This is a genomic window from Dyadobacter luticola (assembly GCF_005860805.1).
Taxonomy (GTDB): domain Bacteria; phylum Bacteroidota; class Bacteroidia; order Cytophagales; family Spirosomataceae; genus Dyadobacter; species Dyadobacter luticola.
The window spans coordinates 2,024,364-2,045,521 of record NZ_VCEJ01000002.1 but is presented as its reverse complement, the minus strand read 5'-3'; the positions used below and the strand labels follow the sequence as shown (position 1 = coordinate 2,045,521).

21 protein-coding genes are annotated in these 21,158 nt (G+C 46.7%); 15 read left to right on the top strand and 6 right to left on the bottom strand.

Annotated elements, in window-relative coordinates:
- Nucleotides 1–461: 461 nt before the first annotated feature.
- The 3 genes from FEN17_RS08565 to FEN17_RS08555 all read left to right on the top strand — a co-directional run bounded on the left by FEN17_RS08565 (nucleotide 462) and on the right by FEN17_RS08555 (nucleotide 5,089).
- Complete coding sequence (locus FEN17_RS08565) at nucleotides 462–4,109, top strand: T9SS type A sorting domain-containing protein (protein WP_138364849.1); 3,648 nt, start codon at nucleotides 462–464, stop codon at nucleotides 4,107–4,109.
- 170 nt (nucleotides 4,110–4,279) lie between these two features.
- Complete coding sequence (locus FEN17_RS08560; protein WP_138364848.1) at nucleotides 4,280–4,780, top strand: hypothetical protein; 501 nt, start codon at nucleotides 4,280–4,282, stop codon at nucleotides 4,778–4,780.
- 114 nt (nucleotides 4,781–4,894) lie between these two features.
- Nucleotides 4,895–5,089 (top strand): hypothetical protein, encoded by a 195-nt coding sequence (locus FEN17_RS08555; RefSeq protein ID WP_138364847.1) that lies wholly within the window; start codon nucleotides 4,895–4,897, stop codon nucleotides 5,087–5,089.
- 178 nt (nucleotides 5,090–5,267) lie between these two features.
- Here FEN17_RS08555 and FEN17_RS08550 read toward each other — a convergent pair whose 3' ends face one another.
- Entirely contained in the window at nucleotides 5,268–5,852 is a 585-nt protein-coding gene (locus tag FEN17_RS08550; protein ID WP_229208736.1) for a YfbU family protein, read from the bottom strand.
- A gap of 122 nt (nucleotides 5,853–5,974) precedes the next feature.
- Here FEN17_RS08550 and FEN17_RS08545 point away from each other — a divergent pair, with 122 nt between their 5' ends.
- A complete protein-coding gene (locus FEN17_RS08545) occupies nucleotides 5,975–6,175 on the top strand; it encodes a hypothetical protein (RefSeq protein WP_205748110.1) in 201 nt (66 codons plus the stop codon).
- Here the strand turns inward: FEN17_RS08545 and FEN17_RS08540 are convergent.
- From FEN17_RS08540 to FEN17_RS08525, 4 genes are all read right to left on the bottom strand, one after another.
- Nucleotides 6,172–7,443 (bottom strand): replication-associated recombination protein A, encoded by a 1,272-nt coding sequence (locus tag FEN17_RS08540; protein WP_138364845.1) that lies wholly within the window; start codon nucleotides 7,441–7,443, stop codon nucleotides 6,172–6,174. The genes FEN17_RS08545 and FEN17_RS08540 overlap by 4 nt on opposite strands.
- A 96-nt stretch (nucleotides 7,444–7,539) precedes the next feature.
- Nucleotides 7,540–8,121, bottom strand: coding sequence for an RNA polymerase sigma factor (locus FEN17_RS08535; RefSeq protein ID WP_138364844.1), 582 nt, complete (start codon nucleotides 8,119–8,121; stop codon nucleotides 7,540–7,542).
- 158 nt (nucleotides 8,122–8,279) lie between these two features.
- On the bottom strand, nucleotides 8,280–9,908 hold the full coding sequence (gene ade, locus FEN17_RS08530) for an adenine deaminase (RefSeq protein ID WP_138364843.1): 1,629 nt from the start codon (nucleotides 9,906–9,908) through the stop codon (nucleotides 8,280–8,282).
- Nucleotides 9,905–10,813, bottom strand: a complete 909-nt coding sequence (locus FEN17_RS08525) for an AraC family transcriptional regulator (protein ID WP_138364842.1) — start codon at nucleotides 10,811–10,813, stop codon at nucleotides 9,905–9,907. Before FEN17_RS08525 ends, ade begins: the two co-directional genes overlap by 4 nt.
- 156 nt (nucleotides 10,814–10,969) lie before the next feature.
- On the opposite strand from FEN17_RS08525, the gene FEN17_RS08520 reads away from it, so the two are divergent.
- From FEN17_RS08520 to FEN17_RS08490, 7 genes are all read left to right on the top strand, one after another.
- Nucleotides 10,970–12,622 carry a UxaA family hydrolase gene (locus FEN17_RS08520; protein ID WP_138364841.1) on the top strand — a complete coding sequence of 551 codons (1,653 nt, stop codon included), beginning with the start codon at nucleotides 10,970–10,972 and terminating at the stop codon, nucleotides 12,620–12,622.
- Nucleotides 12,623–12,770: 148 nt separating this feature from the next.
- A complete protein-coding gene (locus tag FEN17_RS08515; RefSeq protein ID WP_138364840.1) occupies nucleotides 12,771–13,544 on the top strand; it encodes an SDR family NAD(P)-dependent oxidoreductase in 774 nt (257 codons plus the stop codon).
- 39 nt (nucleotides 13,545–13,583) lie between these two features.
- Entirely contained in the window at nucleotides 13,584–14,447 is an 864-nt protein-coding gene (locus FEN17_RS08510) for a fumarylacetoacetate hydrolase family protein (protein WP_138364839.1), read from the top strand.
- Entirely contained in the window at nucleotides 14,444–15,274 is an 831-nt protein-coding gene (locus FEN17_RS08505; RefSeq protein WP_138364838.1) for an amidohydrolase family protein, read from the top strand. The genes FEN17_RS08510 and FEN17_RS08505 overlap by 4 nt, the downstream gene beginning before the upstream one ends.
- 10 nt (nucleotides 15,275–15,284) lie before the next feature.
- Nucleotides 15,285–15,620 (top strand): L-rhamnose mutarotase, encoded by a 336-nt coding sequence (locus tag FEN17_RS08500; protein WP_138364837.1) that lies wholly within the window; start codon nucleotides 15,285–15,287, stop codon nucleotides 15,618–15,620.
- Between the two features lie 122 nt (nucleotides 15,621–15,742).
- Nucleotides 15,743–16,435, top strand: coding sequence for an endonuclease/exonuclease/phosphatase family protein (locus FEN17_RS08495; protein WP_138365311.1), 693 nt, complete (start codon nucleotides 15,743–15,745; stop codon nucleotides 16,433–16,435).
- Nucleotide 16,436: 1 nt separating this feature from the next.
- On the top strand, nucleotides 16,437–17,216 hold the full coding sequence (locus FEN17_RS08490; RefSeq protein ID WP_138364836.1) for a (Fe-S)-binding protein: 780 nt from the start codon (nucleotides 16,437–16,439) through the stop codon (nucleotides 17,214–17,216).
- 78 nt (nucleotides 17,217–17,294) lie between these two features.
- Here the strand turns inward: FEN17_RS08490 and FEN17_RS08485 are convergent, their stop codons facing one another.
- Nucleotides 17,295–17,687, bottom strand: coding sequence for a T9SS type A sorting domain-containing protein (locus FEN17_RS08485; protein WP_138364835.1), 393 nt, complete (start codon nucleotides 17,685–17,687; stop codon nucleotides 17,295–17,297).
- A 244-nt stretch (nucleotides 17,688–17,931) separates the two neighbouring features.
- Here FEN17_RS08485 and FEN17_RS08480 point away from each other — a divergent pair, with 244 nt between their 5' ends.
- Genes FEN17_RS08480 through cmk form a run of 4 tightly spaced genes read left to right on the top strand, consistent with a single transcriptional unit; the run spans nucleotide 17,932 to nucleotide 21,158 of the window.
- Complete coding sequence (locus FEN17_RS08480) at nucleotides 17,932–19,308, top strand: lactate utilization protein B (protein ID WP_138364834.1); 1,377 nt, start codon at nucleotides 17,932–17,934, stop codon at nucleotides 19,306–19,308.
- A gap of 2 nt (nucleotides 19,309–19,310) precedes the next feature.
- A complete protein-coding gene (locus FEN17_RS08475; RefSeq protein WP_138364833.1) occupies nucleotides 19,311–19,904 on the top strand; it encodes a LutC/YkgG family protein in 594 nt (197 codons plus the stop codon).
- Between the two features lie 7 nt (nucleotides 19,905–19,911).
- On the top strand, nucleotides 19,912–20,421 hold the full coding sequence (locus FEN17_RS08470; RefSeq protein WP_138364832.1) for a GNAT family N-acetyltransferase: 510 nt from the start codon (nucleotides 19,912–19,914) through the stop codon (nucleotides 20,419–20,421).
- A gap of 32 nt (nucleotides 20,422–20,453) precedes the next feature.
- Nucleotides 20,454–21,158: a (d)CMP kinase gene (gene cmk, locus FEN17_RS08465; protein ID WP_138364831.1), complete on the top strand. Its 705-nt coding sequence runs from the start codon at nucleotides 20,454–20,456 to the stop codon at nucleotides 21,156–21,158.

Here is a 21,158-nt window from a genome sequence, read left to right as displayed (position 1 = left end):
TCAACGGTATCACCGCAAGGTGACATTATGCAGTATAATACTTATTTAACGGTCAGTTTTTGGACAAAACTAAATTCACTTGTAGTGAAGATTTTAGCCGATGTAGCTAAAATTAATACTACAATCCCTACTATTGGGGGGTACAATGTTAGTAATAATATGCGGGTTTTTTTTGAGGTATTTATAGATAAATTTGCAATTAACTGGTTTTTCAGGCTTTGTACGTCTAATAGTTTGTAGAGGTAGTTTTACTCAATGGTCGCCAGGATATTTATCTCATCACAATATAAAGACTGTATGAAGGCACATTTACACTGCAAATCCAGAGTCCCCTAGTTACCCCACCACAATTTCCTGCTTGCCCCCTGACTGCTAACGTATACACACGTAAGTGACGGGATTATTATGCCTGCTGACACCCACACTTCCTGAATTTATATATCACTAATCCTTTTCATTTTATGGAAACATTTTTTCTAAGCATCAACCAGAAAGAACAAGAACATCAACTGCCAGACCGAAGATCGCTCAACCGCGCTTTTTTACAAAGCGCAGGATTGCTCAGGGTTTTGTTAATGGTAATTGTGAGCATTACCATGTTCACTGTAAATGCTGTTGGCCAGGAAACGAACCTAAGCTGCAATGATCAGACTAGTTTTTCACTGCCTGCGATTACAGATCCTTTAACCGTCACGTCGACTTTGGCGCCAAGTTCCGGGGCAAATTTGACTACCTTGACAAACTCCGGTAATCTGACGGACAATTCGGGAACAAATTCTGCCACGCTGACACTGAAAGCTACGAGATCTTCAAATGGACTTACCTGCACGAATACAACAGATGCATCTGCAACAGTGCGCATTAACGGTTCCAGCACCTATACGGTTGGTAACTATGTAGGCTTTGTTACCAGTAATAACTTAAGTGGATTCGATTCTTATTCTATTGCTGCGGTTAATGGCTCTACTGTTGTGTCTTCTACAAGCAACCCTATCATTAGCTATATTGGTTCTGGAAAGTATGAGATTGGTTTTGTCACAACCGGTGCTGGAACCTTTAATGGAATCCAGCTTTCAGTTACACTAGATGCCCCCGGACTTTTGGCAGGTTGTGGTACTATTACTGAGCAAGTCGAAATTTTCAACGCGTTTCAGGTAAAGTATTGCACAGATGTAAACTCTCTTCTGACTGCTAATACCAGAAAGAGACTCAGCCTGCCTGACTACAAGCTGACTGCTACCGGAAGCGGTGGAACTACTTTAACAGGTGGCGTTTTTGAATTAGATTCTGCGATCAGCCTTTCCACAACCGATTATACCCGGGTGGCGCAGATACTAACCAGCCTCGGGGAAAAGTTCTATCAGGTCCGTGACAATGCTACAACTTACCCTGGCGGAACGTTTGCAGGATTCGAAATCAGCACAGTTGGTTTGCTAAACCTGAATTTACTGGGCGAAATTACTATTTCGACGTTGCTGAATGGTACGCCGATAGACAATGCCACAGGCGCGGGGCTTTTGGTTTCGGGAACTGTCCTCACGGCCGGGACCCGGAATTCGATCGGGTTTACATCTTCCGGCGATTTTAATGAAATAAGGATCACGCTGAACGGAGTGGGGCTGCTGGCTGGCGAAACAAGGATCTATAATGCGGTCGTCGAACGCTTTGCCGAAGGGGCTCCACTGGCATGTAATGTGCCGACTCAACTTACGGCACCTGCATATCCACTTACCGTCAGTCTCAGTAATACCGGACTTTCCGGAACAGCCTGCGTGGCTTGTTCGGTTTCCAACCAGGATAATGTTATTGATGGAGATCCTGATTCTCCGGCAACGATTAACGTTTTGGCAACTGTCGGAGCGGCTGGTTCTGTTTCTGTTAAAAAAGAAGGTACACCTTTCTCCGGCGGCACATTTGCCGGGTTTTCTGTTGGCAATGCACAGCTGGTAGGTCTGGACCTAATTAACAGCATTACAATTACCACTTATCTTGAAGGTGTGCAAAAAGAACAAAAGCAGGGAAGTTCGGGTCTGGCAAACGTTGGTATACTCAACGGTTCGCGGCAAACCATCGGATTTCTGACCACAACAGATTTTGATGAGATCAAAATTACGGTTACCCAGCTTGCAGATGTAGTTCAAACAACAGCGGTATACGGCCCGGTTATCACTACCTTCTGCAATGATGCCGCGCTGGTCTGCAACACGCCGGTCAATATCGTGAGCCCGACAAACTCGGTATTTATCAATTCCTCCAATACAGCGGTGAACACAGCGGTATGTGTGAACTGCAGTGTTGTCAATGCCCAGAATGTGATTGACGGCTCCTCTACTTCTGACTTCGCGACCGTCAATGTCGGTGTTGCGGTAGGTAATGTTGCTGGTCTATCGGTCCGGAATGCAATTACCGACTATTCGGTTGGTACATACGCAGGATTCGATGTGCAGACAGGCTCATTGCTTAATGTCGATGCGCTTTCAGCTTTACGTATCCGCACATATCTGAATGGAACAGAAACCGCGCATTCCGTAAGTCCGGGATATTCGGGTAGCAGGTTACTTGTAGGAGCAAATTTACTGACCGCTTCGGGCCGGCAGGTAGTTGGTGTAATTGCAGAGGATGTTTTTGATGAGGTTAAAATCGAATTTATTAATACGGTCGGTGTTGACCTGAGCACGATACGCATCTATAATGCTGTCATTGAGACGCTTTGCAATACCGATCCGATCGCTTGCGGTACAACGGAATTCCTGAATACACCTGCGCAGCCAGTCGTGATCGAAAGCTCACGTACCGGACTTACCGGTGTCTGTGCACTTTGCGAAGTGAGCAATACGCAAAATGTAATCTCTGCGAGCACAGCCGATTTCGCGACAATCAGTATCCCTGTTGGTGCGGTAGGAAGCGGCTCTATCTCGGTGAAAAATGGTATTGTCGATTATCCTGCGAACACAGTAGTTGGTTTTACGATCAGAAACACGCAGCCTGGTATCGCGCAATTGCAGCTCATCAATTCGCTGATTCTCTCGACTTATAAAGATGGCGTGGCTACGGGAGAATTTGCGTCAGGGAATACCTTGCTTCAATTGCAGTTAATAATTCCATTGATCGGCAACGGTACAGAAACGGACATTTACAATGTGAATTTTAAACCGACCCTGCCATTTGATGAAGTAAGGCTCACGGTTGCCGGTGTAGCAGGTGCCTTGAATGCCATCGAAGTGTATGGTGCATTTGTAACACCATCAGCCAACGATGGCGGTGGCGGCGTGTGTGCGCCAACATTGACATTCAAACCAATTCCTTACGAATCTTACATCGACTCCCAGTACAATAATGGCACGCCACCGGCTGATGTAGCGGATTATACAGGAACTGATGAAAGATATTCGGTATTAGCTGGTGTGGATTACAACAGGCTGCCTCCTGGGTTGACTATGGATCCAATTACAGGGGTGATCTCCGGCACACCGGACGGCCCGACGGGTATCTACACATTCATGGTTCAGGTGAAAACCGAGGGTGGTACGCTGATCGGACAAAAACTTTATCAGATCAGGGTAAATGCTTCGCTGCCAGTGAAACTTGTGAGCTTTGCCGCAGCCAAAGAAGGCAGTACTACTTTGCTCAACTGGGCAACCAGCGAGGAAGTGAACAGCGGACAATTCAATGTGGAGAGAAGCGAGAATGCGACTTCATGGGTAACTGTGGGTAGTCTGGCTGCGATGGGTGAGAGCCGTACGATTCAGCGCTATTCGTTTACGGATGCCAAGCCATCATCTGGTTTGAACTACTACCGCCTGAAAATGATCGACCTTGACGGGACATTTGCTTACAGCAAGATTGAAGCGGTGAACTTTGGCGCCGGTGCCGAAGCGTCGCTGTACCCCAACCCGGTAGGACAGTCGGAATTCCTGATCGTCAACATTACGGACTGGACTAATGTGGCCAGCGTGAAAGTGATTGATGTCAATGGAAAAACGGTGTTCGAAAACGGCGGTGACGTCAGCGGAAAAATCAGTACCCGCAACCTCCGCCCTGGCATGTACTTCGTTCAGATCTTCCGCAGAAACGGAATGTCAAGTACATACAAGTTTGCTAAACAATAGTCCTGTTCTACACGATACACATGCAAACCGTTGGGGGAAATTCCCTCAGCGGTTTGTTTTTTTATTCGTGAGATCTCAATTTATGTGGTTGACGTATATTTCAGTTTCTGATCGGTATATTTGCGATCAATAGCACCAAATTTAAAATTTACCAACGTCGTCAGGTACCTATGGCTGGGAGAAGAGGCAAAAAAGCCAAGTTTAAAAAGGTTTTCATTTCAATACTTAAATGGGTTAGCGCTATTGTTCCTGTCGGCGCATTCATCTACATCCTCTACTACTACAAACAACTGGATTTCCTGAAACCCGAACCTGTTGTGATTTCCAAAACCGAAGTCGTAGCCCAGAAAGATTCGCTCAATGACGTATCTTCCGAGGAGCGTGCCCGGCTGATCCAGAAAATCAGGATCCTGGAAAACGAGTGGCATCCGGTAGGCGGCATCGCGATCCACAGCATGACCATCGAAAACAATGCTGCAAAACCTTTGACCAGCATTGAGGTCGAATTCAAATATCTTTCGGATACGCAGGCAGTGCTCACTTCAAAAATTATTACCATCAAAACGTCGGTCGCTCCGGGCAAATCTTCGAAGGTTTCGGGCGTGAGCGTCGGGTATGTAAGTGGCAGCGCGGTAGGGTGTGATACGAAGATTATCAATGCCAAATTCTAGGCAGTATTGTGGAGTGAATTCCTCAATGAAGCGCTGAAATACAAAGTTTTAGCTGGAATAATTTTTTTGAAATGTTAGTCATATTGATTTGAACCTGACTAACTATTGGAAATTATGACACAGCTACTTCAAAGCGTTTTCACCATTGGGCCTTTCTTGTTTTTGATCGTGTTGTTTGCGGCCGCATACGCAGGGATCTGGCTTATTTTTCAATTGAAAAAATCAAATCATTACGAGCAGCTCTCCGTGAGCGACAGGCTCTTTCTTAAACGCAATGCTTCCAGATTGCGCAAAATTCAGCTTCACTAATAGAACGTTATATAAAAAAACATCCCGGATGCAATGTATCCGGGATGTTCGATTTTACTCAACGTTATTGAAAACCTTTTTTCATCGGCTTCCAGTTACAAATTTAATAATTTCTTCATTCACAATGTTGTGATTGAGGATAATTTAATTTATTTCTTATACCGTAAGTCGTTTTTTTCTAAATATTTACAGTCCCCGCCCTCAGCTCCCCGGGCAATTCTTTTTCTTCCTGCATACTCATGACCGCGTCGATGAATTTCTGGATATCAGTCGTCGAATACCGGTCTTTTTTCATGTTTTCATAATCACTGAAAACTGCCAGCATCCGGTTATATTTTAGCATGATCGAACTGTTGTGTGCTTTGAGTTGCCGGCCTTTGTATTCTCCGTGCTCGTCCATCCGGTCCACCATGTAGGACATCATGTAATAATGCATACCACTGTCTTCATCAAAACCCTCAAATTCAAGGGATGCAAGGTCAAGCAGCTCTTTTTCCGAGTCCGACCACAACCTCACCGATTCATTGATCCGGCTGTACATCCGCATAATGTCCGAAATTTCGGTGTAGACGCTCAGCGGCACCTCTTCGTAAAGTGTGTTAAATACCTTAGGATACAGGCCTGTGTAGCCTTTTTCAAGAATTTCGATTCGTCTTTCAAAATCTTCTTTCTCTTTTTCATCCCCGATTGAAGCGAGGATTTTACATTGGTTGATCAGTATTTGCCGTTCCAGCAGAGGAATACTTTCGGGGATCATCGACATTTTGGTAATGTTCTTAGCGCTTGATTGATTTCATTTTTTAACACAGCGAATATCTGCAAAATATAAGCTTTTGGATGCATCTTTGTGTCGATATCCGACTCAAAAATTCCTTTATTGACAGCATGGACGATTTTGCCAATGATAAAAAAGCCGAACTACGGAAATATCTCACCGACGTAGTAAAAAGAAACGAGACGGATGAAAAGCTGGACGAGCTGGCAGGCAAAATGTCGGCTGAATGGAAGAAGCCCAAACAAAGCCGCAAAAAGCCGGACTTATCTTTCGCGAAATTTCAGGAAAAGCTGAAAAAGAAAAAAAGTTAATACCCGTACCAGTCACCCCACCACGATTGCAGCTTTTTCCGGATCTCTTCCTCCCGTGCATTTTTTCCGGGTTCAAAAAACTTACTGCCCTTAATTTCATCCGGCAAAAAATTCTGTTTCGCAAAGTTTCCTTCGAAATCGTGTGAATATTTATAACCTTTCCCGTAGCCGATCTGCTTCATTAATTTGGTCGGTGCGTTGCGCAGATGCAGGGGCACCGGTAAATGCGCCGTGTTTTTCGCCGCCTCCATCGCATCGCCGATCGCCGTATAACTTGCATTACTTTTGGGCGAAGTAGCCAGATAGATAGCCACTTGCGAAAGAATGATCCGGCATTCGGGATAGCCGATCACATTCACGGCCTGCATACAAGCATTGGCCATGATCACGGCGGTCGGGTTGGCATTTCCAATATCTTCCGAAGCCATGATGAGCATCCTCCGGGCTATAAACGAAGGATCTTCACCCGCTACGATCATTCTCGCCATCCAGTACACCGCCGCATTCGGGTCGCTGCCGCGCAGTGATTTGATAAATGCCGAGATAATGTCATAGTGTTGCTCGCCCGATTTGTCGTACCGCGCAATGTTCTGCTGCGCCACTTCTGTCACCCACTCGTCGGTAATCTCGATTTTTTTTGCTTCGCCTTTTCCGAGCACCGCCAGTTCCAGCAGGTTGAGCAGCTTTCGTCCGTCACCACCAGAAAGCCGCATCAGCGCGTCGTATGATTTAAACTTAATGTTCTTTTCTTTCAGCCACTGGTCTTTTTCAATCGCCCGGTCGATGATTTCCTTCAATTCTTTTTCGCCAAAAGCTTCCAGAATATACACCTGGCAGCGGGACAAAAGTGCCGAATTGACTTCAAAAGAAGGGTTTTCGGTCGTAGCGCCGATTAATGTTACCTGCCCTTTTTCTACCGCACCCAGCAGCGAGTCCTGCTGACTTTTATTGTAGCGGTGAATTTCATCAATAAACAAAATAGCCGGGAAAAGTCCGGAAGGGCGGGAGAGTACCTCACGCAAATCCTTCACGCCCGAACTGATCGCGCTCAGATTATAAAATTGTCTTTTGGTAGTTTCCGCAATCAGCAACGCCAGGGTTGTTTTTCCCACCCCCGGCGGTCCCCAGAAAATCATGGAAGGAATTGTGTTTTGCAGGATCGCCCTGCGGAGCGGACCTTTCGGCCCCAACAACTTTTCCTGCCCAACGTAGTCGTCCAATGTTCTGGGTCGGAGACGTTCGGCGAGGGGCGTGGTAATAGGTGTCATTCAAAGGTTCAGTTTGTCAATGATAGGTTCTTTTTTAACACAAAAAAAGCGTGGCATAGTTCGCCACGCTTGTACTCGTATGATGTTCGAAATGGTCTAGAAAGTCAATCTGTCAAGTGTCATTTGTTTTTTAAGATTTCCCAATGCACCGAAAACCAGGTTATAAACCGACTGAATGTTGATTTTCATCAGGTCAGCGATTTCGTGGTTGTTGAGGTTCATGTAAAATTTCAGGAAAATCGCTTCACGCTGACGGCGGGGCAATCCGTTGATCGCCACATTCAAATGCTGGTTGGTCGATTCAAATTCCTCTTCCGAGATCAGCTGATTTTCGTGGGAAGGGGTGTTGATATGCCAGTACTCAACCGGGATATCTTCATTGCTGGTATGCTTTTGTTGTGCATTCAGGTGTCGCACCAGTTTTCTTTTGATGGACGCCATAAGATAAAACCGAACGGAAGTGGTGTCACCCAGCGTCATTCGGTTTCTCCAGAGTTCAACAAATAAATCGTGAATGCAATCTTTAATCAGTGGCTTGTCGATCGTAAACTGTGAGCAATACTGGTACAGGATGTGGACGTAAGAGCGGTACAGGCATGCATAAGCATTTTCGTCGCCTTTTCTGAACTGATCCCAAAAACAGAGTTCTTCTTCTTGCTTGTAGCGTAGGTGAGCCATTGTTTGGAAAGGATTTTGATGGGGTTAGGAATTGATATTAATAAGGGTCATTATAACACTTGTAAATATATTTATAAAAAAACAGATTAAAAAAATATTTTCATCAGAAAATCACATTTCAAAGTTTAATGATGCAATTCTCGAATTTTTGTAACTATTCAAATACTTAATGTTACGAATTCGAATTTTTCTCCGTCAAAAAGTCCTCTATCGCTCAATTTCAAAGAAGGTATTACGAGCAAAGCCATGAAGCTCAGCGACATAAACGGGGATTTCAATGTAGATTTCAACGAATCTTTTACAAAATTGTCGATGCGGGTGTACTCATCAGCGACCTGATAACCGTCGCGGTCCGTCATCAAACCTGCAATCGGGAGCGGAATTAAATGTGCTTCATGGTTGCCCACCGCAGAAATTCCGCCTCGCGAACCGATAACCAAATTCACGGCCTGTGCTATACTTTCGTCATCGCAGCCTACACATATAATGTTGTGCGAATCGTGTGCGACAGACGAAGCCAGCGCTCCTTCTTTCAATCCAAAATTTTTAATAAATGCGATTGCCGGCTCGGATTCCGCGTACCGGTTGACTACCACAACTTTGAGCACATCCGCCTCGGTGTCAGATATGAATGTTCCGTCCGAGATTTTTGCTTTTCCAATCAACTGGTTTGTAATCAGCTGACCTTCCAAAGCCTCGATCACCCTTACCGTGTTGGAGTTTTTTTCAGTGACGATTTTAAAATCGGCAGCCGTTTTCAACGCACATTCAAAATGGTTAATATGCTCGCTGCGCAGATCAGGCAATTTAGAAATGCCATTTTCCGAAACCCAGTTACCATTAAGTAAGGTTTCAAGAATGTTGAAATTCTGTAAGTTGTCCACCACAATAAAATCAGCGGGGTCGCCCTCCCGAATTATTCCGACCGGCAGATTATAATGCTTAACCGGATTGATACAGGCAGCCAGAAGAATGTTCCAGATATCGTAACCAAGTTGTAATGCCCTTTTTACCAGTACATTAATGTGCCCGGCTACGAGACTATCGGGATGTTTGTCGTCCGAGCAAAACATGATTTGTTCAGGAAATTCGTCGATCAGCGGAATAAGCGCGTCAAAATTCCGGGCGGCGCTGCCTTCGCGGATCAGGATTTTTACCCCATAACCGATCTTTTCACGGGCTTCTTCATAAGTGAAACATTCATGGTCCGTTGTGATACCATTTGCCGCATACTTCCTCGCATCTTCGCCACGTAAGCCCGGCGCGTGACCGTCGACCACCTTATTATAATGTTTCGCCCAGCCGATTTTAGCCATCATACCCGGATCTTCATGCAGCACGCCGGGAAAATTCATCACCTCCGCCAGGTAACCAATGTCGTCCAAAGCCAGCAGTTCACCCACTTGCGCAGCATCGATGGTCGCCCCGGCAGTTTCGAAAACCGTTGCCGGCACGCAGGATGGAGCGCCGAAGCAAAATTTAAAAGGCGTCCTTTTGCCATCTTCAATCATATACTTAACACCTTCGATACCAAGCACATTGGCAATTTCATGCGGATCTGAAACCGTAGCGACTGTTCCGTGGACCACAGCGAGCCGGGCAAACTGGGCAGGTGTCAGCATCGAACTTTCAATATGGACATGCGCATCCACAAATCCGGGCAAGGCATAATTTAAAGCAGGATTTTCAGGTCCAAAATTTTCAATCTGACCGACTTTTCCGTCTGCAATGTGCAGCTCAGCCTCATAAATGTTTTTATCTAAAATATCAACAATGTTAATTCTCATGGCGCGGCTTGAATGTTAGGCAAATGATTGGAAATCGGGATTTTACGGAATTCTTTCTGATAAAGCAGGGGACTTTTTCCGGTGTGTATCTTGAAGTATTTATTGAAATTGGCAAAATTGTTGAAACCACTTTCATAACAAACCTGCGCTACCGGCAGCTGCGTTTCGGAAAGCAATTTACAGGCATGCCCTACACGGAGTTCGAGCAAAAACTGGCTGTAAGTTTTGCGGCTCCGGCTTTTGAAATACCGGCAAAACGAATGTGGACTGATATTCGCCACCTCTGAAATCTCTTCGATCGAGATCTTTTTCTGAAAATTCGTGATGGAATATTGGTAAATGTGATTGATCCGGTCGGTGTCGAAAGGGTCGAATTCATGCTGGTAATGTGTGTTGGAGAGCAGTTTTACCTCCGGACAATGTGCCAGCGAATCGAGGATTTGCAGCAAAGAAATGATCGGGTTGCCAGAAGTCTGGGTCAACAAATCCTTCAAAAGCGCCTTGACGTGCGCAGTACCTTTTCCCGAAATTTTCATCCCCAGCCGGGCTTTCAGCATCAGGTCATTGATGGATTTATTTTCGGGAAGTTCCATGAAATTCTTGCCAAAAATATCTTCGGAAAAGTGCAGTACAGTGGCCTGCGCGTACAATTTGCTTTCTCCATGAAAATATTTTTCATCGCATCGCCAGTAGTGCGGCAAGTTCGGTCCGATCAAAAGCAGGTCGCCGCTCTGGAAATTCTGAATGTTATCGCCCACAAACTGCGTCCCCGAACCTTGCTCAATGTGAATAAGCTCTAACTCAGGATGATAATGCCAGCGATTGTAAAAATAGAGCACCACATCCTGCCGGATACTGAATGATCTTTGTAACCTCTTCGGGACTTTTAAGAGCTGTGGTTTCACAAATAATTACACTTTAAATCTATTATGCGGAAATATATGCCAATATAGTTGAAATATTTGCTACGATAAGCGACCAAGGTATTGAAATATTTATGTTGTTTTGTTAATAAGTTACAATGCATTCACCACGACAGATCTGTATTAATTATTGAAAATATGGCTTCACAGCTTTTAAAAATTCACCCTCATGATAATGTAATTGTTGCTTTGCGTGATATCCCTGCCGGTGCGGATGTAGAATGGAGTGGGTCTCACTATGGGCTGCAATACGGTGTTTCGGCCAAGCATAAGTTTGTAACTGAGGACATTGAAACCGGCGGCGCGATCATTATGTATGGCGTTTTGGTAGGCCGGGCTACGCAGCCGATCAAAAAAGGCGAGCCGATCACGACATTCAATCTGAAACATGATGCCCACGAATACAGCACGGCCAACAGGCAGCCTTACGCCTACACACAGCCGGATGTAAGCAAGTGGACAAATAGAACATTCAAAGGATATCACCGCGAAGACGGGCGGGTGGGCACTTACAATTACTGGCTGGTGGTACCGCTGGTTTTTTGTGAAAACCGCAATGTGCTGATCATGAAGGATGCTTTCGAGCGGGAGCTGGGTTATGCGCAGACGGATATGTACCGCGAGCAGGTAAAAGAGTTTTTGCACTTATACCAGGCAGGAGATATGCGGCGGATCAAAAGTCTGGAACCTTTTGCCGAGGCAAGAACCGAAACAAGAAAGCCGAACCGGCCTTTTGCAAATGTGGACGGGATCAAATTTCTGACGCACGAAGGAGGCTGTGGCGGTACCCGCAATGATGCCAATACGTTATGCGCGCTTTTCGCGGCTTATGCGGTACATCCTAATGTGGCGGGAATTACGGTTTTGAGCTTAGGCTGCCAGAATTCTGAGCTGAAAACTTTGGAAGACGAAATCAAAAAACGCGATCCGCATTTCAATAAGCCATTTTTTGCTTTCGAGCATCAGAAAGGTACCGAGTACTCGCTGATGTCCGGCGCGATCAAGGAAACATTCATGGGGTTGACCAAAATCAATGAATTTGAAAGGTCGGACGCGCCGCTTTCCAAACTTTCGGTAGGATTGAAATGTGGCGGTTCGGATGGTTTTTCCGGGATTTCTGCCAATCCGGTACTCGGACATTTATCTGATTTAGTTGTAGGACTTGGCGGACAAACATTGCTTGCCGAATTCCCTGAGTTGAATGGCGTGGAACAGGAGTTGTTAAATCGCTGTGTCTCAGAAGAAAAAGCCGCGAAGTTCGAAAAATTAATGCGCGACTATGCTGGAAAAGCAGAGGCAGTCGGTTCAGCATTTGCATTCAATCCGTCACCGGGAAACATTAAAGATGGTTTGATCACGGATGCGATCAAATCGGCCGGCGCTGCCAAAAAAGGCGGAAATGCCTATATATCGGATGTTTTGAACTACACGGAAAGAGCAACCGAGGCGGGCTTGCAGCTGGTTTGCACGCCGGGAAATGATGTAGAGGCAACCACTGGCCAAACCGCCGCCGGTGCCAACATTATCCTGTTCACGACCGGACTCGGAACCCCAACAGGAAACCCGATCTGTCCGGTAGCGAAAGTAGCAACCAACACCACATTGGCGAACCGGATGCCCGACGTGATCGATTTCGATTGCGGCCCGGTGGTAGACGGAACCCAAAGCATCGAACAAAATGCAGAAGCATTATTAGAATATGTCATCAAAGTAGCGAGCGGCGAGCTTACAAAAGCCCAGCAACTCGGCCAGGACGACTTTATCCCCTGGAAAAGAGGAGTTTCCCTCTAATATTTTTTATCTCTTTTTCCCGTTGTCTTAAGACAACGGCAAGGGATTTGATTGAGTTGAAACAGTCGCAGCGCGACGACCGATTTCCTGACCCAGGGTTTCAACCCTGGATAAGACAAAAAACCGACAATAATAACATACATACTAAATGTTTGACTTAACAGGCAAAACCGCCCTGGTGACCGGCGGGGCGAGTGGGATAGGGCTGGCGATTTCAAAAACCTTTGCGAAACAAGGCGCACACATCCATATCCTTGAACTAAATATTGACCTCGCGACGCAGGTAGCCAACGAAATTGTAGCCGATGGCGGAAAAGCAGAAGCCCACGCGCTGGACATTTCCAAACAAGCGGATGTAGTAAACCTGGTAAATGCCATCGCAGTAAATTCACCGATCAACATTCTGGTGAACAATGCCGGAATTGCGCACATTGGCAAGGCGGATACGACAAATGAAATTGATTTCGACCGGGTGATCAATGTAAATGTCAAAGGCGTGTATAACTGCCTGATGGCGACCATCCCACATTTGAAAACAAACGGCGGCGGCGTGATTTTGAACATGGCATCCATCGCGGCAACAGTAGGAATCCCCGACCGTTTCGCTTATTCTACTACAAAAGGAGCGGTTTATTCCATGACATTGTCGGTGGCGCGGGATTATCTCGCTGACGGGATCCGCTGCAACAGCATTTCCCCGGCGCGGGTGCATACACCTTTTGTGGATGGTTTTATTGCCAAAACATATCCCGGTAGAGAAGAGGAAATGTTTGAAAAACTTTCCAAAACGCAGCCGATAGGAAGGATGGCCAAACCCGAAGAAATCGGTGCGCTGGCACTATATCTCTGCTCCGATGAAGCAGGGTTTATCACCGGCTGCGATTACCTGATCGACGGCGGATTTGAAAAATTGAACAACTGAAAAGCTGATTGCTATCAGCAAAAAAACATCAATACCCTTATGAAACTTTTTCGATTTGGCGCATTTGAGCAGGAAAAACCGGGTGTAGAACTTCCCGACGGTACAAAATTGGACGTCTCTGCATTTGGGGAGGATTTCAATGAAAAATTCTTCGCGACGGACGGTATTTCCCGCCTGGCGGCCTGGCTTGAAACAAATTCGGCTGATGCACCTCAGGTAGCGGCCGGTTTCCGGTACGGTTCCTGCATTGCGCGTCCTTCCAAGATTGTATGTATTGGTATGAATTACGCCAAACATGCCTACGAATCAGGCGCGACGGAACTGCCCAAAGAACCGATCATCTTCTTTAAGTCAACTTCTGCCTTGTGCGGTCCTTTCGACCAGGTGATTATTCCAAGAAGTTCTGAAAAGACCGACTGGGAAGTGGAGCTGGCGGTGATCATTGGAAAAAAGGCGAGCTACGTGGAGGAATCGAGTGCTCTGGATTATGTGGCCGGGTATGCTGTGCACAACGATTATTCGGAGCGCGCCTATCAGATGGAGCGTGGCGGACAGTGGGTAAAAGGAAAAAGCAATGACACTTTCGCGCCGCTGGGACCTTACCTGGTGACGCCGGATGAAGTAGGAAATGCGAATGATCTGAATCTCTGGTTATCACTAAACGGTAAGAAAATCCAGGATAGCACCACATCCGACATGATTTTTCACGTACCGTTTTTAATCAGCTACCTCAGCCAATTCATGACTTTGCTTCCGGGAGATGTGATCACGACGGGTACGCCAGCCGGAGTAGGGCTAGGGATGAAGCCGCAGGTTTACCTGAAAGCCGGGGACGTAGTGGAATTGGGTATTGAAAAACTAGGAAATCAGAAACAAGAAGCAGTAGCCTGGAAAGCAATATGATCATCGATAGCCACCAGCATTTCTGGATATTTGACGAGGGGCGGGATGCCTGGATTACGCCTGAGATGGCGGCGATCCGTAAAAATTTCCTGCCCGAAGATTTGGAACCGGTATTGAAATCCAATGGCGTAGACGGTTGCGTTGCAGTGCAAGCTTCCGAGTCCGATGCTGAGACTGAGTTTTTACTGCAACTGGCCGAGGCGAATGATTTTATCAAAGGGGTAGTCGGCTGGGTCGATCTACGCTCGCCGGATTTGTATGCCAAGCTGGAAAAATATTCGCAGTTTGAAAAACTGAAAGGTTTCCGCCATGTGGTGCAGGGACAGCCGGAAGGGTTTTTGTTGCAGCCGGATTTTATGAAAGGCGTAGGCCAGCTGGTTGCATTTGACTTTACTTATGATATTCTGATTTACCCGAATCAGTTAAAAGAAGCATTCAATTTCGCGGTGAGGCTGCCCAATGTGCAGTTTGTACTCGACCACATTGCCAAGCCACCGATCAAGCAGAAGGAAATTGTTACCTGGACCAACGACATGCGGCTGCTGGCAGAGCTGCCGAACGTCAAATGCAAGGTTTCCGGCATGGTGACAGAAGCCGACTGGCAGGAGTGGGAGCGGGCGGATTTCAAACCGTACCTCGATGTGGTTTTTGAGACATTCGGCACCGATCGTTTAATGTTTGGCTCCGACTGGCCGGTATGTTTGGTAGCCGCTCAATATGAAGGTGTTAAAGGAATTTTAACGGATTACCTCAGCATGTTCTCCGACTCGGAAGTGAAAAAAGTGATGGGTGAGAATGCTGCGGAATTTTACAGCCTGGACATTTAATTTTCTAAAAATGAAAAAATACTGTCTTGCTGTCGACCTCGTGGATGACCCGGAAATGATTGCTGAATATGAAGCATATCACAAGCAGGTCAGGCCGGAGATTGGAAAAAGCATTACGGACGCCGGTATCATCCAAATGGAAATTTACCGGCTCGGCGACCGGCTTTTTATGATCATGGAAACGGAAGACGATTTCAGTTTTGATGAAAAGGCCAAAATGGACGCCGCCAACCCCAAAGTGCAGGAGTGGGAGCAGCTGATGTGGAAGTACCAGAAAGCATTACCTTCTGCCAAACCCGGCGAGAAATGGGTTTTAATGAACAAGATATTTGCCCTCGTAGAATAAAGGAAAGATTTGTGAACTAGCATTCGAAAAGGTTGATCAGAGCGGTTTTTTCAGTACTCATTTTGTGTTTTTCGTGCACTTTGATAGCATCCCAGCCGCGGCGGGCTGTCGAGATTAAAGTGATGAGCTTCAACATCCGGCATGGCCTGAACATGACCGACGAGCCCAACCTGAGGGATATCCTGAGGATTATCAGCGAAAGCAAACCCGATCTGATCGCCATGCAAGCGGTTGATAGTCTGGTAGATAAAAAGAAAGTCCAGTTTCAGCTGAGGCAGATTGCGGCGCAAACAGGCATGCACTATCTCTACGGCGTAGCCGACCGCTCCGAAAACGGGACGCAGGGATTGGGGATTTTGTCGGTCTGGCCTTTTGAAAAAACACAGCTGATTGACCTGCCGAAAACCGCCGGCTCCGACCCGAAAGTGCTTTTGTGCGGACTGGTCAAAGCGGCGAAAGGACTTACTTTCCGGTTCTGCAACGCACGCCTTGAATATGCTTCCGTGATGGACAGGGCTTTGCAGGCCGCATATATCAATCAAATGCTGGTCAACAGCGTGCAGCCGGTTTTGATAGGAATGGATATGGGTGCCCGACCAAACGAACAGCCTTATTTTTCCTTCACTAAAAACTGGCAGGACGCGGCGCAAGGCTCTCAGTTACAGACCTGGAACGAAGGTTTACCTGGCGACAGGTTCGATTATATTTTTGCATTGCTCAACAGTAAAGTGCGTATCAAGAAATACAAGGTGATAAGAAATTATCCGGCAGTTTCTGACCACTATCCCATACTTGCCACCATTGAATTCTGGTAAAATGAACCGTTCCAATTTGAAAATCGGACTATTTATTCCCTGCTACGTCGATCAGTTTTATCCGCAGGTGGGCATTTCCACGCTGGAATTGCTGGAAAAGCTGGGATGCACAGTCACTTTCCCGACAAACCAGACCTGCTGCGGCCAGCCGATGGCAAACTCCGGTTTTTCACACCTCACGGGCGCCTGCGACAATCTGTTCTTCGATCTTTTTTCAGGCTGTGATTATGTGGTTTCGCCCTCAGGGAGTTGCGTGCTGCACATTAAGGAACATTTGAAATCGGAGGGGCATGAGGCGGAATCGAAGGTTTTAAGGAAGAAAGTGTATGAGCTGGTGGAGTTTATTACCGATGTTTTGGAGATCGATAGCATTGAAGCTGAATTTCCTTATCGCGTCGGATTGCACCAGGGTTGCCACGGTCAGCGCGGGTTGCATTTGTCCCAAATGTCGGAACTGAATGCGGCGCCTTATTCCAAGCCGGTGATGCTTTTGCAAAAAGTAAAAGGATTGGAACTGATAGATCTAGACAGGACGGACGAATGCTGCGGATTTGGCGGAACATTCTGCGTGAGCGAAGAGGCAGTCTCCGTAAAAATGGGCAAGGACCGGGTTGCCGACCACATCCGGCACGACGCGGAATACATCACAGGCTCGGATATGAGCTGCCTGATGCATCTCGGCGGGATTTTGAAACGCGGACATTCAAATGTGCAGGTGAAGCACATTGCCGAAATATTAAACACGGCCGTAAAAAAACAAATACCGGAGCCCATCTTGTGAGCCCCGGCATTTTACAAAGTTTACGGATGCGTGTTGCAATGCGCCACGCAGGTTCAGAATCTGAGAAGAGCCTGTTGATTAGTTATATGAAACAACGCGGCTGGTTGTAGTCAAAATATCAAACGTTTGTGAAGCCTTCTCTTTACCGTCCGTGATTTCGAAGGTATAAGTACCGTCTACCAGGGTCGATAAGTCGAAGTATTTCAGATAGTTGTTTTGCACACGTCTGTTTTCAGAGAACAACACATTCTTGTCGGTATCGAGGATACGAACCACGACATTTTTAGAAATTGAATTGTTATATGAAACGCGGAATTGCATCGGTTTGATCTGCAGGACGCTCAGTTTGGAAGAAGCTGTTTCCGTTTTGTCCGCAGTTGCAAGTTTGTCCTGTGCATTAGAATTGAATGCAGAACCAGTCAGTAACAAGCCAGTTAAGGCAGTGATAATAAGAGTGTTTTTGGTTTTCATAGGAGTTAAAATTTTGTTTGTGTCTAAAAAAAGTTAAAATAAAACTTGATCCAGACTCCGATGCCCCGATCGAAAAACTTTGTAATTCAAAACTATAACATATTGCTGTACAATAAAATAGCTTTTTAAGTGAATTTAAAAAGTTGTTTATTAAACAAATTGCAAACTTGAAATAATGCAACGAATGTGAAAAGTGCAATTCATATTCTTTCTAAAATACCATTAAGAAATTGTTAAGATAACTATGTCTACGGCAACTATTGACCACGCAGAAGCTTCGGAGATCTTCAATAAAGATGAACCGTATGTAAACTGGCATGACGAAACGCTCTGGTTTGTGCGCCAGAAGCGCGACAGATCTTCCAAACAGCTGCCTGAGTGGGAGGAGCTGCGGGAAACTGCGTCGGGCATCAAACATTATGTGCTCTCGCACATGGATGAGCTGCTGATTAATTTCGAGCAGAAAGCGAAGGAAAACGGCGTCCACGTTCACTGGGCGGCAAATGCGGCGGAACATAATGAGATCGTGCTCGGCTTGCTCAAAGAGCGTCACATTGATAAAATGGTGAAAAGCAAGTCTATGCTGACGGAGGAATGCCACATGAACGAATTCCTCACCAAAAACGGGATCGAAGTGATTGACACCGATTTGGGCGAGCGGATTGTGCAGCTCAGGAATGAGCCGCCCAGCCACATTGTATTGCCTGCGATACATTTAAAGAAGAAAGATATCGGCGATCTTTTCCACGAACATTTGGGAACGGAAGCCGGCGCCACCGATCCGCAATACCTGACGGAAGCCGCACGTCAGCATTTGCGCGACAAGTTTTTGACAAGAAGAGCCGCATTGACCGGCGTGAATTTCGCGATTGCCGAAACCGGTGGATTCGTAGTGGCGACCAATGAAGGTAATGCTGATATGGGCGCACATTTGGCCGACATTCACATTGCCTGTATGGGTTTTGAAAAAATAATCCCCAAACAAGAGCATCTGGGCGTCTTCCTGAGGCTGCTAGCCCGGAGCGCTACCGGCCAGCCGATCACCACTTATAGCAGTCATTTCAAAAAGCCGCGGGAAGGCCAGGAAATGCACATTATTATTGTAGATAATGGCAGGAGCACGCAGCTGGGCAGGGAAGATTTCAGGAATTCATTGAAATGTATCCGGTGCGGGGCTTGCATGAACACCTGCCCGGTGTACCGGCGCAGCGGCGGTCACAGCTATCATAATGCAGTGGCCGGCCCGATCGGCTCAATCCTCGCGCCGAATCTGGATATGACCAAGAATGCGGACCTGCCCTTTGCGAGTACATTGTGCGGCAGCTGCTCCAATGTTTGTCCAGTGAAAATTGACATTCACGACCAGCTGTATAAATGGCGGCAGGTACTGGCCAAAGGCGGGCACGTACCGCAGAGCAAAGGCCTGGGCGTAAAGGCAATGTCGATGGTGTTGTCGCAGCCGCGGTTTTATCAATGGTCGGGCAGGCTGGGGCGGTCGGTGATGCGGGTGATGCCTTTTATGGTTAATAATAACCTGAATCCCTGGTACAAGCAGCGCGATATGCCCGAGCCGCCAAAGGAAAGTTTCAGAGATTGGTATGTCCGAAATAGAAAAGAATAGTCATGAGCGCACGAGATAGCATCCTGCAAAAAATAAAGGAGAACAAGCCAGCGGCATCAGCATTGCCCGCGACGCTCCGGTATGAGAGTTTTTTCGAAAATACCGAGGCTAAATTCAGGGAAACTCTGGCTGCGATATATACAGAGGTATTTGTTGTAAAAGACCAGGCTGAGCTGGCCCAAAAAGCCGAAGAATTATTTGTAAATGTAACAAACCGCGCGACGTCAATCCCCGCGCTGGCCAACTGGGCCGATTTCAGTCTGAATGTGGCGGATCCGCACGAACTGGAAACCATCGAAATTGCGATTGTGCAGGGAGAATTTGGTGTGGCTGAAAACGGGGCTGTCTGGGTTTCGGATCACTATTTGTCGCATCGGGCACTGCCTTTTATTACCCAAAACCTGGCTTTTGTGATCCCGCGAAATTCGCTGATGAACAATATGCACGATGCCTATGAACGTTTGAAAGATACGACGGGCTGGGGCTGTTTTATTGCGGGTCCCTCCAAAACTGCCGATATTGAGCAATCGCTGGTGATTGGTGCGCATGGCGCCAGGAGCATGGTGATTTTTCTGATCGAGGAGGAGTTTGTCTAAACTGTTTATGGGACAGGAGGTTACATTAAGAAATTTTGAAAGGGAAAACGTGGCCAGGCTTGCCGAGCTGGCCAACAATGTGAAAGTCGTGGCGCACGTGCGGGATAATTTTCCCTCTCCCTACACGGTTTCCGACGCACATTACTGGATAGATTTTTGTCAGAAAAACCACGGCAATACGAGTTTTCACCAGGCCATATTTTTAGGGGAGGAGTTTGTGGGCGGCATCGGTGTTTTGCGGCAGGACGACATTCATTTTTATAACGGTGAAATCGGTTACTGGCTCGGCGAACCTTATTGGGGCCGCAACATTATGACCCAGGCAGTGATCCAGATGACCTCCTGGATTTTTGAAAATACCACCATCAAACGCTTGTTCGCAGGCGTCTTCGAAACCAACCCGGCCTCCATGCGGGTTTTGGAAAAAGCAGGGTACCACCTGGAAGCAATCCACCGAAAAGCAATCGTAAAAAACGGCATAATATTGGATGAACATTTGTTTGTCAAACTAGGCTGACGTTATTTGTCAGAAAAACGATATTTAATCCGATGCCGAAAATCATAGTCGCCATAGACGGTTATTCCAGCTGTGGCAAAAGCTCCACCGCCAAGCTGGTAGCCCGGCAGCTCAACTATCCGTATATCGACACCGGCTCGATGTACCGCGCTGTCACTTTGTATTTTATACAAAATCATGTTAGCCCCACCAACCCGAAAGAGGTGGAGAAGGCTTTGCAGGATATTCATATTTCTTTTCGCAGGCAGGACGACGAGGGTAAAAACGAGACTTACCTGAATGGTTTGAATGTTGAAACCGAGATCAGGAAAATGTATATCGCTGAAAAAGTGAGCGATGTGGCCGCGCTGGTCCAGGTGAGGCATGCCATGGTAGCGCAGCAGCAGCAAATGGGCAGGGAAAAAGGCGTGGTGATGGACGGCCGCGACATTGGTACCGTGGTGTTTCCCGAAGCCGAGCTGAAAATTTTCATGACCGCGGACCCGCTGGTAAGAGCGCAGCGCCGGCAGCTGGAATTGATGGAAAAGGGCGAATTGATTGGTATTGAGGAAATTGCCGAGAACCTTAAAAAACGTGATTACATCGATACCCACCGGGCAGAAGGCCCGCTGCGACAGGCGGAAGATGCCTTTTATCTTGACAACTCTTTTATCACCCTCGAAGAACAAGTTGATCTGGTGGTAAGACTCGCAGACGAGCAGATAACCGAATTGATCCAGAAAAGAAATAAAGCGTAG

What these genes read in the sequence shown, in the direction of transcription:
- FEN17_RS08565 (WP_138364849.1), top strand. Translation starts at nt 462, where the DNA reads ATGGAAACATTTTTTCTAAGCATCAACCAGAAAGAACAAGAACATCAA.
- FEN17_RS08560 (WP_138364848.1), top strand. Translation starts at nt 4,280, where the DNA reads ATGGCTGGGAGAAGAGGCAAAAAAGCCAAGTTTAAAAAGGTTTTCATT.
- FEN17_RS08555 (WP_138364847.1), top strand. Translation starts at nt 4,895, where the DNA reads ATGACACAGCTACTTCAAAGCGTTTTCACCATTGGGCCTTTCTTGTTT.
- FEN17_RS08550 (WP_229208736.1), bottom strand. Translation starts at nt 5,852, where the DNA reads ATGTCGATGATCCCCGAAAGTATTCCTCTGCTGGAACGGCAAATACTG.
- FEN17_RS08545 (WP_205748110.1), top strand. Translation starts at nt 5,975, where the DNA reads ATGGACGATTTTGCCAATGATAAAAAAGCCGAACTACGGAAATATCTC.
- FEN17_RS08540 (WP_138364845.1), bottom strand. Translation starts at nt 7,443, where the DNA reads ATGACACCTATTACCACGCCCCTCGCCGAACGTCTCCGACCCAGAACA.
- FEN17_RS08535 (WP_138364844.1), bottom strand. Translation starts at nt 8,121, where the DNA reads ATGGCTCACCTACGCTACAAGCAAGAAGAAGAACTCTGTTTTTGGGAT.
- ade (WP_138364843.1), bottom strand. Translation starts at nt 9,908, where the DNA reads ATGAGAATTAACATTGTTGATATTTTAGATAAAAACATTTATGAGGCT.
- FEN17_RS08520 (WP_138364841.1), top strand. Translation starts at nt 10,970, where the DNA reads ATGGCTTCACAGCTTTTAAAAATTCACCCTCATGATAATGTAATTGTT.
- FEN17_RS08515 (WP_138364840.1), top strand. Translation starts at nt 12,771, where the DNA reads ATGTTTGACTTAACAGGCAAAACCGCCCTGGTGACCGGCGGGGCGAGT.
- FEN17_RS08510 (WP_138364839.1), top strand. Translation starts at nt 13,584, where the DNA reads ATGAAACTTTTTCGATTTGGCGCATTTGAGCAGGAAAAACCGGGTGTA.
- FEN17_RS08505 (WP_138364838.1), top strand. Translation starts at nt 14,444, where the DNA reads ATGATCATCGATAGCCACCAGCATTTCTGGATATTTGACGAGGGGCGG.
- FEN17_RS08500 (WP_138364837.1), top strand. Translation starts at nt 15,285, where the DNA reads ATGAAAAAATACTGTCTTGCTGTCGACCTCGTGGATGACCCGGAAATG.
- FEN17_RS08495 (WP_138365311.1), top strand. Translation starts at nt 15,743, where the DNA reads ATGAGCTTCAACATCCGGCATGGCCTGAACATGACCGACGAGCCCAAC.
- FEN17_RS08490 (WP_138364836.1), top strand. Translation starts at nt 16,437, where the DNA reads ATGAACCGTTCCAATTTGAAAATCGGACTATTTATTCCCTGCTACGTC.
- FEN17_RS08485 (WP_138364835.1), bottom strand. Translation starts at nt 17,687, where the DNA reads ATGAAAACCAAAAACACTCTTATTATCACTGCCTTAACTGGCTTGTTA.
- FEN17_RS08480 (WP_138364834.1), top strand. Translation starts at nt 17,932, where the DNA reads ATGTCTACGGCAACTATTGACCACGCAGAAGCTTCGGAGATCTTCAAT.
- FEN17_RS08475 (WP_138364833.1), top strand. Translation starts at nt 19,311, where the DNA reads ATGAGCGCACGAGATAGCATCCTGCAAAAAATAAAGGAGAACAAGCCA.
- FEN17_RS08470 (WP_138364832.1), top strand. Translation starts at nt 19,912, where the DNA reads ATGGGACAGGAGGTTACATTAAGAAATTTTGAAAGGGAAAACGTGGCC.
- cmk (WP_138364831.1), top strand. Translation starts at nt 20,454, where the DNA reads ATGCCGAAAATCATAGTCGCCATAGACGGTTATTCCAGCTGTGGCAAA.